At 71.2% G+C, this 16,625-nt stretch carries 16 protein-coding genes; 13 read left to right on the plus strand and 3 right to left on the minus strand.

What is annotated here, in order from left to right; all coding sequences use genetic code 11:
• The first annotated feature begins 208 nt into the window (after positions 1 to 208).
• From ACFZDA_RS41020 to ACFZDA_RS41055, 8 genes are all read left to right on the plus strand, one after another.
• The gene (locus ACFZDA_RS41020) at positions 209 to 868 is read left to right on the plus strand and encodes an HAD-IA family hydrolase (protein WP_391091574.1); all 660 of its coding nucleotides are present in this window, start codon (positions 209 to 211) and stop codon (positions 866 to 868) included.
• A 60-nt stretch (positions 869 to 928) separates the two neighbouring features.
• Positions 929 to 2,149 carry an MFS transporter gene (locus tag ACFZDA_RS41025; RefSeq protein ID WP_391091576.1) on the plus strand — a complete coding sequence of 407 codons (1,221 nt, stop codon included), beginning with the start codon at positions 929 to 931 and terminating at the stop codon, positions 2,147 to 2,149.
• Complete coding sequence (locus tag ACFZDA_RS41030) at positions 2,100 to 3,272, plus strand: acetoin utilization protein AcuC (protein ID WP_391091577.1); 1,173 nt, start codon at positions 2,100 to 2,102, stop codon at positions 3,270 to 3,272. Before ACFZDA_RS41025 ends, ACFZDA_RS41030 begins: the two co-directional genes overlap by 50 nt.
• A gap of 96 nt (positions 3,273 to 3,368) precedes the next feature.
• Positions 3,369 to 4,184 carry a phosphatase gene (locus ACFZDA_RS41035; protein ID WP_391091579.1) on the plus strand — a complete coding sequence of 272 codons (816 nt, stop codon included), beginning with the start codon at positions 3,369 to 3,371 and terminating at the stop codon, positions 4,182 to 4,184.
• Positions 4,185 to 4,313: 129 nt separating this feature from the next.
• Positions 4,314 to 4,526 (plus strand): helix-turn-helix domain-containing protein, encoded by a 213-nt coding sequence (locus ACFZDA_RS41040; protein ID WP_004984898.1) that lies wholly within the window; start codon positions 4,314 to 4,316, stop codon positions 4,524 to 4,526.
• A 156-nt stretch (positions 4,527 to 4,682) separates the two neighbouring features.
• Positions 4,683 to 4,781, plus strand: a complete 99-nt coding sequence (locus ACFZDA_RS41045) for a 30S ribosomal protein bS22 (protein WP_003948845.1) — start codon at positions 4,683 to 4,685, stop codon at positions 4,779 to 4,781.
• 202 nt (positions 4,782 to 4,983) lie between these two features.
• Positions 4,984 to 6,045, plus strand: a complete 1,062-nt coding sequence (locus ACFZDA_RS41050; RefSeq protein WP_391091580.1) for an NAD-dependent epimerase/dehydratase family protein — start codon at positions 4,984 to 4,986, stop codon at positions 6,043 to 6,045.
• 14 nt (positions 6,046 to 6,059) lie between these two features.
• Positions 6,060 to 7,115, plus strand: a complete 1,056-nt coding sequence (locus ACFZDA_RS41055; protein WP_391091582.1) for a 1-acyl-sn-glycerol-3-phosphate acyltransferase — start codon at positions 6,060 to 6,062, stop codon at positions 7,113 to 7,115.
• A gap of 63 nt (positions 7,116 to 7,178) precedes the next feature.
• On the opposite strand, the gene ACFZDA_RS41060 is transcribed toward ACFZDA_RS41055, so the two are convergent.
• From ACFZDA_RS41060 to ACFZDA_RS41070, 3 genes are all read right to left on the minus strand, one after another.
• Positions 7,179 to 8,423 carry a DUF5667 domain-containing protein gene (locus ACFZDA_RS41060; RefSeq protein ID WP_391091584.1) on the minus strand — a complete coding sequence of 415 codons (1,245 nt, stop codon included), beginning with the start codon at positions 8,421 to 8,423 and terminating at the stop codon, positions 7,179 to 7,181.
• Between the two features lie 236 nt (positions 8,424 to 8,659).
• Positions 8,660 to 9,430 carry an ECF subfamily RNA polymerase sigma factor, BldN family gene (locus ACFZDA_RS41065; protein WP_391091586.1) on the minus strand — a complete coding sequence of 257 codons (771 nt, stop codon included), beginning with the start codon at positions 9,428 to 9,430 and terminating at the stop codon, positions 8,660 to 8,662.
• A gap of 364 nt (positions 9,431 to 9,794) precedes the next feature.
• Entirely contained in the window at positions 9,795 to 10,712 is a 918-nt protein-coding gene (locus ACFZDA_RS41070; RefSeq protein WP_082320012.1) for an HAD family phosphatase, read from the minus strand.
• 127 nt (positions 10,713 to 10,839) lie between these two features.
• On the opposite strand from ACFZDA_RS41070, the gene ACFZDA_RS41075 reads away from it, so the two are divergent.
• The 5 genes from ACFZDA_RS41075 (at position 10,840) to ACFZDA_RS41095 (ending at position 16,604) form a co-directional block, all read left to right on the plus strand.
• Positions 10,840 to 11,118, plus strand: coding sequence for a glutaredoxin family protein (locus ACFZDA_RS41075; protein WP_391091589.1), 279 nt, complete (start codon positions 10,840 to 10,842; stop codon positions 11,116 to 11,118).
• A 323-nt stretch (positions 11,119 to 11,441) separates the two neighbouring features.
• On the plus strand, positions 11,442 to 12,206 hold the full coding sequence (locus ACFZDA_RS41080; protein WP_391091590.1) for a redox-sensing transcriptional repressor Rex: 765 nt from the start codon (positions 11,442 to 11,444) through the stop codon (positions 12,204 to 12,206).
• Positions 12,203 to 13,945: a glutamyl-tRNA reductase gene (locus ACFZDA_RS41085; RefSeq protein ID WP_391091592.1), complete on the plus strand. Its 1,743-nt coding sequence runs from the start codon at positions 12,203 to 12,205 to the stop codon at positions 13,943 to 13,945. Before ACFZDA_RS41080 ends, ACFZDA_RS41085 begins: the two co-directional genes overlap by 4 nt.
• Positions 13,942 to 14,901, plus strand: coding sequence for a hydroxymethylbilane synthase (gene hemC, locus ACFZDA_RS41090; RefSeq protein WP_391091595.1), 960 nt, complete (start codon positions 13,942 to 13,944; stop codon positions 14,899 to 14,901). Before ACFZDA_RS41085 ends, hemC begins: the two co-directional genes overlap by 4 nt.
• Positions 14,898 to 16,604 carry a uroporphyrinogen-III synthase gene (locus ACFZDA_RS41095; protein ID WP_391091597.1) on the plus strand — a complete coding sequence of 569 codons (1,707 nt, stop codon included), beginning with the start codon at positions 14,898 to 14,900 and terminating at the stop codon, positions 16,602 to 16,604. The genes hemC and ACFZDA_RS41095 overlap by 4 nt, the downstream gene beginning before the upstream one ends.
• The last annotated feature ends 21 nt before the right edge of the window (positions 16,605 to 16,625 follow it).

Below are 16,625 nucleotides of genomic sequence, written 5' to 3' on the forward strand. Positions count from 1 at the left end.
ATGGTACTGCAGGGGGGACCCTGTGGGAGAGTAGGACGCCGCCGAACAATTCTTGGGAAAGCCCCCGCATCTTCGGATGCGGGGGCTTTCTGCGTGTGTCAGGCGTCCGCCGGGTACCGCCAGAATTCCCTGATCGTGGCCGGGATGATGTGCGCCGCTGTGCCCGTGCCGCCGCCCCAATCGCGTTACGAGCTCTTAGGGTCGAGTCATGCGCTATGACCTCGTGATCTTCGACAATGACGGTGTCCTCGTGGACAGTGAGCCCATCTCCAACCGGCTTCTGGCCGCCTATCTCACCGAGCTGGGGCACCCGACGTCGTACGAGGACTCCATCCGGCACTACATGGGCTCCGCCATGCACCGCGTACACGACCTGGTGGTGGAGCAGACCGGGCAGCGGCTGCCCGTGGACTTCGACGATGTGTTCCACGCTCGGGTCTTCGCGGCCTTCGAGCGGGAGTTGAAGCCGGTGGCCGGCGTCGAGGAGGTCCTGCGGAAGCTGGCCGCCGACTCCGTGCCGTACTGCGTGGCGTCGTCCGGGAGTCATGAGCGGATCCGGGTGGGACACCGGACCACCGGGCTCGACCGGTGGTTCGACGAGGAGCGGATCTTCAGCTCGGAGGATGTGGGGAGGGGGAAGCCGGCTCCCGATCTCTTCCTGTACGCGGCCGAGCGGATGGGGGTCGCGCCGGAGCGGTGTGTCGTCGTCGAGGACAGTCCGCTGGGGGTGCGGGCGGCGATCGCGGCGGGGATGGACGTGTACGGGTTCACCGCCATGACGCCGGCGGAGAGGCTGGCCGGGGCCGGGCGGCTCTTCTCCGACATGAAGGAGCTGACCGAGCTGCTGACGTCAGGACGTAGAAGCTGAGGTGAATTCATCTTTGGCTGGATCTACCCATGAGTAAGTCTGGGCCCTACGCTCGCGGCCATGACTGATGTGCTGCGGCGCGGCAGGGCCTCGTTGGCGTTCGGCTTCTTGGTGCAGGGGGTCGCCTTCGCGCTGCTCGTGACGCGGATTCCGGCCATCCAGAACCGGTACGGGGTGTCCGACGCGCTGCTGCCCGCTTTCCTGGCCGCTGTGCCGGTCCTCGCCGGGGTCGGGAGCGTGAGCACCGAGCGGCTGGTGAAGCGGGTGCGGCCGAGCCGGCTGCTGCGGTGGTCCCAGCCCGTGGTGCTGTTGGCGCTGCTCGGGATCGGGGCCGGGGAGCGGCTGGTGGAACTGGGCGTCGCGCTCGCGGCGTTCGGACTCGCCGTCGGAGTGCTGGACGCGTCGATGAACATGCTCGGGGTGAGCCTTCAGCGGGCCTACGGGCGCAGCATCATGCTCAGTTTCCACGCGGCCTTCAGCCTGGGCGGGATCGTGGGGGCCTCGCTGGCGTGGGCCGGGGCGCACTGGGATCTGGCGTTGTGGGTGTCGTACCTGCCGGTCGTGGCGGTGCTGCTGCCGGCTGTGCTGGTGGGGAGCCGGTGGTACGTCGACGACGGGGATGCGGCGCCGGCGGCGGGCGAGAAGGCGGCGGGCGAGGGGCCGGTCGTCGTCTTCAAGTTGCTGCTGCCGTTGTGTCTGGTGATGACCGTTGCGTACATCGGGGACTCCACGGTCTCCAACTGGAGTGCGAAGTACCTCCAGGACGTGCTGGGGAGCTCCGAGCAGATGGCGACGGTGCCGTACAACGTGTACATGGTGACCACGCTGCTGGGGCGGGCGATCGGGGATCTCGGGGTGCGGCGGTTCGGGGCCGTCGCCGTCGTGCGGGTCGGGGCGCTGGTGGCGGCGGGTGGGTTCGCCGTGGTGGCGGGGGCGCCGGGGGCCTGGGTGGGGATGCTGGGGTTCACGCTGCTGGGGCTGGGGTTGTGTGTGCTGGTGCCGCAGACGTTCGCGGCGGCAGGCCGGTTGTTCCCGGGGGCTTCGGATGCTGCCGTCGCGCGGTTGAATGTCTTCAACTATGTGGGGTTTTTGATCGGTTCGCCGTTGGTCGGTGCGCTCGGGGACGTGTGGAGCTACCGCGGGGCCATGCTTGTGCCGATGGTGTTGGTGCTGGTGACGCTCGTGTACGCCCGGTCGTTCGCTGCTCAACCGGACCGATACGGTGGCGGGCATGAGCGGCCGCGCACAGCTGATGTGGGACGAGGCAGTAACGGGCTATGACTTCGGTCCGGGGCATCCGATGGACCCGGTCCGGCTCGCCCTGACCCGGAGGCTGGTCGACGCCTTCGGGCTGGACCGGGAGGTGGACGTGGTCGCCGCCAAGGCGGCCGGGGAGTCGACGTTGCGGCTCGTCCACCGGGAGGACTACATCGAGGCCGTGAAGGCCGCGTCGGCGGATCCGGGGGCGGCGGACCAGTCGTACGGGCTGGGGACGATGGACGATCCGGCGTTCGCCGGGATGCACGAGGTGTCGGCGCTGATCGCGGGACAGTCGGTGGCGGCCGCGGAGGCGGTGTGGCGCGGTGAGGCGCCGCACGCGGTGAACTTCGCGGGCGGGCTGCACCACGCGATGCCCGGCGGTGCGTCCGGGTTCTGCATCTACAACGACGCCTCGCTCGCCATCGCCCGGCTGCTGGAGCTGGGGGCGGAGCGGGTGGCGTACGTCGACGTGGACGTGCATCACGGGGACGGGGTGCAGGCGGCGTTCTGGGAGGACCCGCGGGTGCTGACGATCTCGCTGCACGAGCATCCCCGGACGCTGTTCCCGCAGACCGGGTGGCCGGAGGAGACCGGCGCCGACAGTGCGGAGGGGTCGGCGGTGAATGTGGCGCTGCCCGCCGGGACGGGGGACGCCGGCTGGTTGCGGGCGTTCCACGCGGTCGTGCCGGAGCTGATCGCGGACTTCCGGCCGCAGGTGCTGGTGACGCAGCACGGGGCCGACACGCACTTCGAGGACCCGCTGGCGCACCTGGCGGTGTCGCTGGACGCGCAGCGGGCGGTGCAGGTGGCCTGTCACGACCTGGCGCACGAGTACGCCGACGGGCGGTGGGTGGCGTTGGGCGGGGGCGGCTATGCCGTGGTGGACGTCGTGCCGCGGTCGTGGACGCATCTGGTGGGGATCGCGGCCGGCCGGGCGGTGGCGCCCGAAGCGGTGATTCCCGAGGGCTGGCGGCAGGAAGTGTTCGCGCGGACGCGGCAGTTGGCCCCGGCGCGGATGACGGACGGGCGCTGGCCCGTGGCCTTCGCCGGCTGGGAGGAGGGCTACGACCCCGCGGACCGGCTGGACCAGGCGGTGCTGGCGGCCCGGCGTGCGGTGTTCCCGCTGCGGGGGCTGCTGGCCTGACCGGGGGCCTGGTGGGCAGCGGGTGCCGATAGGCTGACTGTGCGGCGTTCGCCGGTTCCCGGGACAGGTGGGGCCCTGGTCGCGCACGATCTCCATGTGCTGACCCCTCAAGCCCTTCGTGCGCACCTGGTGGGCGCCCGTCTCGCCGGGACCGTGGCCACACCTCGTGAGGAGAGCCTGCGGAGCTACCGGCTGTTCGCCGCCCGGGACCCCCGCGTGCTGATCGGGCTCGATCCCGAAGGGGCCTGGAGTCAGCGGGACGTGATCGAGCTGATGGCGGACCGGTGTGGGGTTTCGGCCGATTCCCGGCGGACTTCCGGCCAGGATGTGATCGATCCGGGGCGTACCCTGGCCGCGCTGGACACGTTCGCGGAGCGCCTCGCCGAGGCCGCCCGGCGGAGGGCACCGGTGCTCCTCGGCACCGGGCACCCCCACCGGCTGCTCGGTTTCTACGCCGCTCTGGCAGACGCGCTGTCGGCGGCGGGGTGTGCCGTCCTCACCCCGGCGCAGGGTCACTGTGTCGACATAACGACCCGGTTCGGCCTACGTACGTACAACCTCGACTACGTACGAGGAGTCGCGCTGGTGCGGGGATCCGGCGTGGAACGCCCCGGTTGTGAGCCCGGCGCACATACGCACTCACCTCTCCCGGTTCGTACCGTGTTGGCCGCTGCCGCGCAGGCCGGCGGGCCCCTCCCGGAGCTGGTCATCGGGGACCACGGGTGGGTCTGCGGGGCAGGTCAGCTGGGGTTCGAGGCCATCGGGGCGGCCGATACGGACGACCCCGCCCCGTTCGTGGGTGAGGCGGAGGGGTGCGTCTCCGTCGTCGTTCCACTTGATGACGGCGTGCGGTCTGATTACTACCTGCCGCTTACCCGCTACGTACTCAATCGGGCGTGTCTGTCACAGTAGGCCGCCGATGGGTGCACCTCTTCCCCACTCGCATCACCCGCCCCTACATTGGGGAGTGAGCACGCAGCGACGAAGAGTCACCGGAAGGGGAAGCCGGTGGCCGTCGAGTGCGGAAGGTTCAGGTGTGTCATGGCTGCAGCTGGCGAGAGGCCTCTGAACGAGGTTCAGTTCCTTACCGTGGCGGAAGTCGCCTCGGTGATGCGAGTGTCGAAGATGACCGTGTACCGGTTGGTGCACAGCGGTCATCTGCCCGCTATCCGTGTGGGGCGGTCCTTCCGCGTCCCGGAGCAAGCGGTTCACGAGTACCTCCGCGAGAGCTACGTGGGGGTGGAAACCGCCTGACGACTGGGGCGGGGTGATCCCTCACAGGGCACTCGGGATCACCCTGGCCTCCTCGATTACGACCTCAGCGCTCGGGCGGGTAGGCTAGCCCCTCGTAGGTCGTGTGGGCCCATGGCGCCCAAACAACCGAGTGATGAGAAGTGAGCGAGGGTAGTCGTGGGCTCTGTTATCAAGAAGCGGCGCAAGCGGATGGCCAAGAAGAAGCACCGCAAGCTGCTCAAGCGCACGCGCGTCCAGCGTCGCAACAAGAAGTAAGTTCGCGACGCGGACGCCGCGAGAGCGTTGCTGTGGCCCCCCACCCACTGGTGGGGGGCCACATGTGTTCCGGCTCCTGCGTCCGGCTGCTTGTGGTCACTTCGCGCATCGGGCGGTCATCACAGCGCAACACCGACCCGCTAAGTTGGCCCCAGGGGGGAACGCGGCGGGGCAAGAGGTTTCTGGAAGGAAGGCGCTGATCTTGGGCAAGGTCGTGCTCGTGACCGGTGTGGCCCGCCAGCTGGGTGGCCGGTTCGTCCGGCGGATCCAGCGTGACCCCGAGGTGGACCGGGTCGTCGCCGTGGACGCGGTGCCGCCCGAGCACCATCTGGGCGGCGCGGACTTCGTCCAGGCCGACATCCGGCAGCCCGGAATCGCGCGGGTGCTCGCGGAGACGGGCGCCGACACGGTCGTCCACCTGGACGTGACGGGCACGCCGCTGGGCAGCGGCAACCGGGCCTCCCTGAAGGAGACCAACGTCATCGGCACCATGCAGCTGCTCGGTGCCTGCCAGAAGTCCCCGAACGTGCGGCGGCTGGTGGTGAAGTCCAGCACGAACGTCTACGGCTCCGCGCCCCGCGACCCGGGCGTCTTCACCGAGACGACCCCACCCAAGTCCCTGCCCAGCGGCGGCTTCGCCAAGGACACGGTGGAGGTCGAGGGCTATGTCCGCGGCTTCGCGCGCCGCCGGCCCGACGTGGCCGTGTGCGTGCTGCGGTTCGCCAACATCCTCGGCCCCACCGCCGACACGCCGCTCGCCTCGTACTTCGCGCTGCCGGTCCTGCCGACCGTGTTCGGCTACGACCCGCGGCTTCAGTTCGTGCACGAGGACGACGTGATCGAGGTGCTGCGCATCGCCTCGCACGAGCCGCGGCGGGGCACGCTCAACAGCGGCACCTTCAACATCGCCGGTGACGGTGTGCTGCTGCTCTCGCAGTGCTCCCGGCGCCTCGGGCGCCCCACCGTGCCCCTGCTGCTCCCCGCCGTCACCTGGGCGGGCTCCCTGGTGCGTACGCTGGGCATGACGGACTTCTCGCCCGAGCAGATCAGGCTGCTCACCCACGGCCGGGTCGTGGCCACGGGCCAGATGCGCGAGACGCTGGGATTCCAGCCCAAGTACACGACCGCGGAGACGTTCGCGGACTTCGCACGCAGCCAAGGTCCCGGACTTCTTCCGCCGGAGGCCCTTGCGGGGGCCGTCGACCGGATCGCCGCACTGCCCCTCGCGGGCGGCGGCCACCCCCCGACGCAGAGCGCCAACTGAGGAGCGCATCAACGATGGCGGATGCCAAGGTCATTCCGTTCGACGACGACCGGTCCCGCGGGGGCGCCGTGCAGCGTCCGCAGCGGCGCCGGAGTGCGGGGAACCGTCGCCCGGGCACGGAATCCGTGCCGGTCCGTGAGGTGCAGCCCCTGCCCACCAGGGCCGCTGCGCAGGATGATGTTCCTGTGACATCTGAGGAACAACCGCCGCAGGAGTCCCAGGGCGGTGAGAGCGGCCTGGAGCGGCGTATCGCGGGCGGCCTGGCCTTCCTGCGCCGCCGCCTCACCGGGGACTACGAGGTCGACGACTTCGGCTACGACGAGGAACTGACCGACCAGGTCCTGATGTCCCTGCTGCGCCCGCTGTACGAGAAGTACTTCCGGGTCGAGGTGAAGGGCATCGAGAACATCCCGTCCGAGGGCGGCGCCCTGATCGTCGCCAACCACTCCGGGACGCTGCCGATGGACGGCCTGATGATGCAGGTCGCCGTGCACGACAACCACCCGGCGGGCCGGCATCTGCGGCTGCTCGCCGCCGACCTGGTGTTCATGCTGCCGGTGGTCAACGAGCTGGCCCGCAAGCTCGGTCACACCCTGGCCTGCGCCGAGGACGCGTCCCGGCTGCTGGAGCAGGGCGAGCTGGTCGGGGTGATGCCGGAGGGCTTCAAAGGTCTCGGCAAGCCCTTCGCGGACCGCTACAAGCTCCAGCGCTTCGGCCGCGGCGGCTTCGTCTCGACCGCCCTGCGCGCCGGGACGCCGATCATTCCCTGCTCGATCGTCGGGGCCGAGGAGATCTACCCGATGATCGGCAACGCCAAGACGGTCGCGCGGCTGCTGGGCTTTCCGTACTTCCCGATCACGCCGACGTTCCCGTGGCTCGGGCCGCTCGGGGCGGTGCCGCTGCCGACCAAGTGGACGATCCAGTTCGGCGAGCCGATCCCCACGGACGGCTATCCGCCGGAGGCCGCCGAGGACCCGATGCTGATGTTCAACCTGACCGACCAGGTCAGGGAGCAGATCCAGCACACGCTGTACAAACTGCTGGTGCAGCGCCGGTCGGTCTTCTTCTGACAACAGCGCATACGACGATGGGGGCGCCCCTTCCGAGGGGCGCCCCCACTGTCGAACCGCCGGCTAGTCGGCGTCCTCGCTGTCGATGCCCAGCCCGGGCAGGACATCGGGCAGGAGCGGCGGGAGCGTCACGTCCGGCTCGGGGACGGGCGTGCTGCCTTCCGCCGACGGCGAGGTGCTCGTGTCGCTGTCCTGGTGGGGCGGGTCGAGCAGGCCGCCGGTGTTGCCGCCGAGCAGGCCGTCGCTGTCGCTGCCGGCCGAGTGGCTGGGGCTGCCGCTGCCGGTGCTGCCCTTGTCGGAGTGGCCGCGGCCGCTGTCACTGGGCCGGGCCGACCGGTCGGTGGCCGAGGAGCCGCTGGAGGCCGACTCGGAGGCGCCCCGCCGGCTGTCCTCGCCGCCGCCCTGGGAGGGGGGCTCGGGGAGCAGGGAACGCAGCGGGGCGACGTCCTCGTCTATGGCGTCGAACACCGACGACACCTGGTCGCTGACGTCCCCGAGCTGGACGGGGAGCTTGTCGCGCAGTTCGCCCCAGGCCTCGCGGTGGGAGCGGGAGAACGCGGACAGGGCCTGGATGGGGCCCAGGGAGTCCGGGTCGTGCTCGTACGCCTCGCTCAGCAGCCGGTGGCCTTCCGACGCGTCGTGCCGCACGCCGGACAGGGCGTGGCGGATCTCGCCCAGGGATTCGTGGTCCAGCGGGCCGCTGCGGCCCCGCTCCATCAGGCGGCGGGCTTCGCTGAGCCGGGTGGAGGCGTGGTCGAGATAGACCCGGCCGCGCTCGTCGACACTGTCGGCGAGGCCGAGTTTGACGTCCTCGATGCCGCGCTTGAGGCCGTAGAGCGAGTCGCCGGGCAGGGCGTCGGAGCTGGCGGCGGCGACTCCGCCCAGGGCGCTCGCGGCCACGCCCACGCTGAGCCCGCCCGCGGTGAGGCCCTTGGCGAGGCGGGAACGGGGCCGGAACTTCTTCAGTGGGCCCGCCCGGTGGGCGCCACGGGCCCGTGGGGAGCGCTGCTCGGGGACCGCGCCGTCCGTCGCCCCGCCTCCTGCGGTGCCCTCCTGGAGCATGGCCTCGAACGCGGCCACCAGCTGGGCCCGCTGGACGACCTTGACCTCCGGGTCGAGCTCCGGCTTGGGCAGCGCGCCGAGACCGGAGGCGAGCGCCAGCAGGCGTGCCCCCTCGGTCGGCTCCGCAGCGGCCGGGGCCGGTGCCGATCCTTCGGACTGCTCGGCCGCCGTGCCCTGCTCGGACTGCTCCTGAAGGGCCTGGGCGAAGGCGTTCGCCCGCCGGTGCGCCGATACGTTCGCGATCACTGGCGGCACCTCCTCTCGTCATGACGGTCGACTCCCCAGGGGGTCCTGAGGGTTGCACACCCTGAGCGCGACCACACGATCGGGTGATCGGAGCCGGTCAGGGGGTGACCACAGGGAGCCTGCATCCCGCACAACGAGTGGCGCGGCACTTGGGTTACGGACGCCGGATGATCGGATGCCGAAGCCAACGGACTTTCACGGAACGTGAGTTGGCCGTCGTCGAGCGTGCGGACCGGTCAGCGGGCGTCTTCCGGGAGGAGCCGGGCGAGGGTGCGGACGGCCCGGTACTGGAGGGTCTTGATGGCGCCCTCGTTCTTGCCCATGACACGGGCGGTCTCCGCGACGGAGAGGCCCTGGAGGAAGCGGAGTGTCACGCACTCCTGCTGCTGGGGGTTGAGCCGCCGCACGGCGTCGAGCAGGGCGGCGTTGGAGAGGGACTCCAGGACGGAGTCCTCGGGGGAGCGCTCGACCTCGTTGGCGTCGAGCATCTCGCCGGTGGTGACCTCGAGGCGGAAGCGGCTGGACTTGAAGTGGTCCGCGACGAGGTTGCGGGCGATCGTGACCAGCCAGGCGCCGAAGTCGCGGCCCTGCCAGGTGAACGTGCCGATGCGGCGCAGGGCGCGCAGAAAGGTCTCGCTGGTGAGGTCCTCGGCAGTCGCCTTTCCTCCGACCCGGTAGTAGATGTACCGGTAGACGGTGTCGCTGTATTGGTCGTAGAGGCGGCCGAAGGCGTCGGCCTCGCCGGCCTGGGCGCGCTCCACGAGGTCCATCATGCGGGCGCTGTCGCTGTCCGCCGCCGGCCGTCGGGCGGTGGCCGCGCCGGACGGGCGCCCTCGTCTGCCGACCGCGGCGCTGCCCTCGGCCAGTGCATAGCACGGGCCGAGGGGCGCGGCGGTGGCGAATGCGGGGCCGGCGTACGCGGTGGGGACGAAGCCGCGCAACAGGTCGAGGACCGTTGCGCGCAGCGTAGCCAGGCCCGAGGCGTCAACCCCGACGTGTGGGTACACGGGACTCCCAGAGGCAGAGCTTCCATCACGTGCAGTGCGGGACCTTTCACCCGTCGTAGCGACGGAGGGGTACCGGTTTGCGTCTGAGGAGAATAACGCTTCGTGCAGGCTCTGCTACACCGAGTTGCTCAAATCATCGATTACGTCGCTTCGGTAACCGATTGACGCCGCATCAAGTGCGAGAGGGTGAACGGTTGTTGATCGGAAAGGTTCGGATTGAGGCTGCGTCCAGGGCGTGTTGTGGCCGTGTCCAGCCAAGAGGGCTGGACACGAGGTTGTGGGGGTACGCCAGTTGGATTTACGGGCTTTGTCATCCCGTAAACGAAGGTGTCCCGGATTGATCGTCCGGTGGCCTGACCGGTCGTCAGCGGCGGCGGCGGTGCAGGGCGATCGCGGCCGCCGTGCCGCCGGCCACCGCGCCCACGCCGGCCGCGGCCGGGATGCCGACCTTGGCCGCCTTGCGGCCGGTGCGGTAGTCGCGCAGGCGCCAGTCCAGGTCGCGGGCGTGCTTGCGCAGCTTGGAGTCCGGGTTGATGGCGTAGGGGTGGCCGACCAGGGACAGCATCGGGATGTCGTTGTGCGAGTCGCTGTAGGCGGCGCAGCGGCTCAGGTCCAGGCCCTCGGCCGCGGCCAGGGCCCGGACCGCCTCGGCCTTCGCGGGGCCGTGCAGCGGTTCGCCGACCAGCTTGCCCGTGTAGACGCCGTCGACCGACTCGGCGACCGTGCCCAGCGCGCCGGTCAGGCCCAGGCGGCGGGCGATGACCTGGGCGATCTCGACGGGGGCCGCCGTGACGAGCCAGACCTTCTGGCCCGCGTCCAGATGGGCCTGGGCCAGGGCGCGGGTGCCGGGCCAGATGCGCTCGGCCATGTACTCGTCGTAGATCTCCTCGCCGATCGACTGGAGCTCGGCGACGCGGTGGCCCTTGACGATGGACAGGGCCGAGTCGCGGGCCTCCTGCATGTGCTCGGGGTCCTCGACCCCGGCCAGCCGGAACCAGGCCTGCTGCCAGGCGAAACGGGCGAGTTCGCGTGTCTCGAAGAACTTGCGTTTGTACAGGCCCCGCCCGAAGTGGAAGAGGGCGGCGCCCTGCATGACGGTGTTGTCCAGGTCGAAGAAGGCGGCGGCCCGGTCGTCGCCGTGGACCGGGAACTGCGGTTCCTCGGTCGTGCCGGCGGCCTCCTGTGAGGACTTGCGGGCAGCCTCCGCCGAGGCCTCGCCTGCCAAAACGCTCCGCGCCGTGGCGGAGCGCCTACGGGGAGTGAGCCATCCGAGAGCGGCCATGGCGTGAGCATAGCCAGTTTGTTCGGGGGTTCCGGAGCCGAGAGGTTCGGAGCGTGTGAACTCTCGGCGAGCGTGTCGTTGAAGAACGCGTCCGGCGCCGGTTCCCCCCGGGCCGGGGCGCGCGACAATGGCCGGCATGAGTCCCCTCTTTCGTCGCAGGCCCCCTCGGGACCGGCTCGTCACCCTGATCCGCAAGCCCGGCTGTCATCTGTGTGATGACGCACAGGTCGTTGTGGAGAAGGTGTGCGGTGATCTGGGAGTCCCCTGGGAGCAGAAGGACATCACCGAGGATCGGGAACTGCACGACCAGTACTGGGAACAGATTCCGGTCGTGCTGGTCGACGGCAGGCAGCACACGTTCTGGCGCGTGAACGAGGGCCGTCTGCGCAAGGCGCTGACCGAGTGATCCCGCTCCTTCCCGCCCGGTGCCGCAACTGACCGAGCAGTCCAAAGGGCCCGCCAGGTCGCTTAGGATCGACGGTGGCTGGTCTCGGGGGCGGGATACACAGAGGAGAGTGTGCGGTTTTGCCCCCAGAAGCGAAGGAACGGTGGCGGGTATGCGCCGGTTCCCCACGAGTGCGCCGGGGGCGCGTGACCCCGGTCACGTTGGCCGGGCAAATCGGACACCATCTTTGTGCACGCGTTCACAAAGACATAGCCTGCTTTCGACGGGGCGGTCATGTAGGGACGTATGACCGCCTACAGCCCCGCTCTACCCGCAGGAGCACCGTGGCAACTGGCCGAACTCACCGACCGGCGACCCGCAGCCGAGGGATTCCCGAGGCCACCGTCGCCCGGCTTCCGCTGTACCTCCGCGCTCTGACCGCGCTGTCGGAGCGTTCGGTGCCCACGGTCTCCTCCGAGGAGCTCGCGGCCGCGGCGGGAGTCAACTCCGCGAAGCTGCGCAAGGACTTCTCCTACCTCGGCTCCTACGGGACCCGGGGAGTCGGCTACGACGTCGAGTATCTCGTCTACCAGATCTCCCGCGAACTGGGCCTGACCCAGGACTGGCCGGTCGTGATCGTCGGTATCGGCAACCTCGGCGCCGCCCTCGCCAACTACGGCGGGTTCGCCTCCCGCGGCTTCCGGGTCGCCGCGCTGATCGACGCCGACCCGGCCATGGCGGGCAAGCCCGTCGCCGGGATCGCCGTGCAGCACTCCGACGACCTGGAGAAGATCATCCAGGACAACGGCGTGTCCATCGGCGTCATCGCCACCCCCGCCGGTGCCGCCCAGCAGGTCTGCGACCGGCTCGTGGCCGCCGGTGTCACCTCCATCCTGAACTTCGCGCCGACCGTGCTGTCCGTCCCCGACGGCGTCGACGTGCGCAAGGTCGACCTCTCCATCGAGCTGCAGATCCTCGCCTTCCACGAGCAGCGCAAGGCCGGCGAGGAGGCCGCCGCCTCCGACGGCGGTGTCCCGGCCGCCGCCGCGCGCAGCGACTCCCCCGACCAGGGACCCGACGGGGACATGCCCGCCGTGATGCCGGCATGAGCCTCCTCGTCGTCGGACTCAGCCACCGCAGCGCCCCGGTCAGCGTGCTGGAGCGGGCCTCGCTCAGCGCGGACGCGCAGGTCAAACTGCTCCAGGACACGGTCGCCGCCGAACCGGCCGGCGAGGCCGCGGTGCTCGCCACCTGCAACCGCATCGAGCTCTACGCCGACGTGGACAAGTTCCACGCCGGTGTCGCCGAGCTGTCCACGCTGCTCGCCCAGCACAGCGGGGTGGGCCTCGAGGAGCTCACTCCCTATCTCTACGTGCACTACGAGGACCGGGCCGTCCACCATCTGTTCTCGGTGGCCTGCGGACTGGACTCGATGGTCGTCGGCGAGGGGCAGATCCTCGGCCAGATCAAGGACTCCCTGGCCCGCGCCCAGGAGCTGAACTCCGCGGGCCGGCTGCTGAACGACCTGTTCCAGCAGGCTCTGAGGGTCGGCAAGCGCGCCCACTCCGAGACCGGCATCGACCGCGCCGGCCAGTCCCTGGTCACCTTCGGCCTGGAGCAGCTGGCCGCGGGCGGCGAGGTGCAGACCTGGGCCCGGGGCAAGAGGGCCCTGGTCATCGGCGCCGGGTCGATGTCCTCGCTGGCCGCGGCGACGCTCGCGCGCGCCGGGGTCGCCGAGGTCGTCGTCGCCAACCGCACCTTCGACCGCGCCGAGCGCCTCGCGCGGATCCTCGCCGAGGGCGACGACACGGACGTGCTGGCCCGCGCGGTCCCGATGGAGTCGGTGCCGTTCGAGCTGACACGTGCCGATGTCGCCGTCTCCTGCACCGGCGCGACCGGCCTGGTCCTGACGGCCGAGTCGGTCGCCGCCGCGGTCGAGGGCCGTACGGCCGCGCCGGCGGACGTGGCCGACGGGCCACCCGCCCCGGGCGGGACCGCGGCCATGGGCGCCGAGCGTGGCAACCCGCCGGCCACCGGACTCGGCGGCGAGGACGGCTGCCCGCTGGACCTGCCCGCGGTGCAGGGCACCGCCGGGTTCTCGGTGCTGGGCGAGGCGGCCGTGGCCGGTATGGCGGCCGCCGACCTGGAACAGCACGCGGCGTGGGTGGACAACGGCACGGCGGGCGGCGCCCAGCGCGCGGCCCGGCCGGGGACGGCCGGCCCGCTCGACCCCGCCCCGGACGCCGAGACCATCGCCGCGCTCGCCGCGACCGTGGCCGCCGTCGGCCGCATCCCCGAGCGGCGCAGGCCCGAGCCGGCCGACGAGCCGCCGCGGCCCGAGCCCGTGCTCTTCCTGCTCGACCTGGCGATGCCGCGGGACATAGACGCGGCCGCACACCGGCTGACCGGGGTGCGGCTGGTGGACATCGAGTCGCTGGCGGAAGCATCCGCGGGCGCTCCGATGGCTGCCGATGTGGACCAGGTCCGGCGTATCGTCTCCGACGAGGTCGCGGCCTTCGGGGCAGCACTGCGGGCCGCGCACATCACGCCGACCGTGGTCGCCCTGCGCACCATGGCCGCCGATGTCGTGGCCAGCGAGATCGCCCGCCTGGACGGACGGCTGCCCGGCCTCGACGACAAGCACCGCGCGGAGATCACCCAGACCGTTCGGCGCGTGGTGGACAAGCTGCTGCACGCGCCGACCGTACGGGTCAAGCAACTCGCGGCCGAGCCCGGCGGCGCCGGGTACGCCGACGCGCTGCGGACCCTGTTCGACCTCGACCCTGAGGCGGTTGCCGCCGTCTCCCGGGCCGAGGACAGCACAGAGAAAGACCGAGGGCCGGCATGAACGAAAAGGCACTACGGCTCGGCACCCGGCGCAGCAGGCTCGCCATGGCCCAGTCCGGGCAGGTGGCCGAGGCCGTGAGCCGGGTGACCGGGCGGCCCGTCGAACTCGTCGAGATCACCACGTACGGCGATGTCTCGCGCGAGCAGCTCGCCCAGATCGGCGGCACGGGTGTGTTCGTGACCGCCCTGCGCGACGCGCTGCTCAAGGGCGAGGTCGACTTCGCGGTGCACTCGCTGAAGGACCTGCCGACCACGCAGCCCGACGAGCTGGTCGTGGCCGCCGTGCCCGTGCGGGAGGACCCGCGGGACGTGATCGTCGCCCGGGACGCGCTGAAGTTCACCGACCTGCCGAGCGGGGCCCGCATCGGCACCGGCTCGCCGCGCCGCACGGCCCAGCTCAACGCGTACGCGCGCAGCCACGGCCTGGACATAGCGACCGTCCCGATCCGCGGCAACGTCGACACCCGGATCGGATACGTACGCTCCGGTGAGCTCGACGCGGTCGTACTGGCCGCCGCCGGACTCAACCGGATCGGCCGGGGCGACGAAGTGACCGACTTCCTGTCGGTCGACACGGTTTTGCCCGCCCCCGGCCAGGGGGCCCTGGCGATCGAGTGCACCGCGGGCAACGCGGACCTCGCCGCCGCGCTCGCCGAACTCGACGACCCGTTCACACGGATCGCCGTGACGGCCGAGCGGTCACTGCTCGCCGCCCTGGAGGCCGGTTGCAGCGCCCCTGTGGGCGCGCTGGCCGACCTTCTGGCCGACGGGCAGATTGTCAAGGAAATGCGCCTGCGCGGCGTCGTCGGCACGACCGACGGCACGCGCATGGTGCAGCTGTCCACCACCGGTCCCGTGCCCCAGACGCACGACCGGGCAACGGCGCTCGGTCGCGAACTCGCGGCCGAGATGCTCGCCCAGGGCGCGGCCGGTCTGATGGGGGAGCGAGCACATTGAGCCCCACCACCCTTTCCGCCGGTCCTGAACACGGGCACGTCACCTTCCTGGGTGCCGGACCCGGAGATCCGGGACTACTGACTCTGCGCGCCGTCGAGGCGCTGGCGAACGCGGACGTCCTCGTCGCCGAGCACGACGTGCTCGACGTCGTACGTCAGCACGCCAGGCAGGGCGTCTCCGAAGTGCACACCGACTCGGATCCTTCCCAGGATCCGGCTCCGGGCACAGGAGCGCCCCAGCTGACGGTTGTTGACGGTACGTCAACCACCGCAGCCACCCCCGCGGTGCGGGATGCCGCACATCTTGTCATGGAGGCCGCGCGGGGCGGCAGGCGGGTCGTGCGTGCGGTGTCCGGGGACCCCGGACTCGACACGTACGCCGCCGAGGAGATGCTGGCGTGCGCCGCCGCCGGGGTGCCCTTCGAGGTCGTCCCCGGTATCGCGAGCGCCGTCGGTGTGCCCGCGTACGCCGGTGTGCCGCTGCGGGACGCGCAGGGCGCGGACGTGCGGTTCGTCGACGCGCGCACGGCGTCGGACCGGTGCTGGACGGAGGTCGGGGCGTCGGACGGCACGGTCGTGGTGTCCACCACGCTGGACTCCGTCGCGGCGGCGGCCGGCGAGCTCGTCTCCGCGGGCCGCAAGCCGGACACCCCGATGACGGTCACCGTCGCCGGTACGACCACCCGGCAGCGCACCTGGACCGCCACGCTCGGCACGATCGCGCAGACGCTGAAGCAGGCCAAGGTGCTGCCCTCGCCCGACGGCGGCCGGCCGGTGATAGCCGTGGTCGGTGAGCGTTCCGCCGCCGCCCAGCGCGACCAGCTCGCGTGGTTCGAGTCCAAGCCGCTGTTCGGCTGGAAGGTGCTCGTGCCGCGCACCAAGGAGCAGGCGGCGTCGCTCTCCGACCAGCTGCGGTCGTACGGGGCCGTGCCGCACGAGGTGCCGACCATCGCCGTCGAGCCGCCGCGCACGCCCCAGCAGATGGAGCGCGCGGTCAAGGGGCTCGTGACGGGCCGCTACGAGTGGATCGCCTTCACCTCGGTGAACGCGGTCAAGGCCGTGCGGGAGAAGTTCGAGGAGTACGGGCTCGACGCGCGTGCCTTCGCGGGCATCAAGGTCGCGGCCGTGGGCGAGCAGACCGCCAAGGCGCTGATCGCCTTCGGTGTGAAGCCGGACCTGGTGCCGAGCGGCGAGCAGTCGGCCGCCGGGCTGCTGGAGGACTGGCCGCCCTACGACCCGGTCTTCGACCCGATCGACCGGGTGTTCCTGCCGCGGGCCGACATCGCCACGGAGACGCTGGTCGCCGGGTTGATCGAGCTGGGCTGGGAGGTCGACGACGTCACGGCCTACCGGACCGTGCGGGCCTCGCCGCCGCCGGCGGAGACGCGCGAGGCGATCAAGGGCGGCGGGTTCGACGCCGTGCTGTTCACGTCGTCGTCGACCGTGCGGAACCTGGTCGGTATCGCCGGCAAGCCGCACAACGTGACCGTGATCGCGTGTATCGGCCCCGCCACCGCCAAGACGGCCGAGGAGCACGGGCTCCGGGTGGACGTCATGGCTCCGGAACCGTCCGTGCACAAGCTGGCCGAAGCGCTGGCCGACTTCGGCGCGAAGCGCAGAGCCGCCGCTGTGGAGGCCGGGGACCCGGTGACGCGGCCGAGTGAGCGGCGGCCGGGGGCCCGGCGGCGGCGGTCTACGACGTAAGCCTGCCGAGTGTGTGCGCTG

Origin of the sequence: Streptomyces sp. NPDC007991 (assembly GCF_042958445.1) — a bacterium.
In the GTDB taxonomy this organism is placed as follows: Bacteria; Actinomycetota; Actinomycetes; order Streptomycetales; family Streptomycetaceae; genus Streptomyces.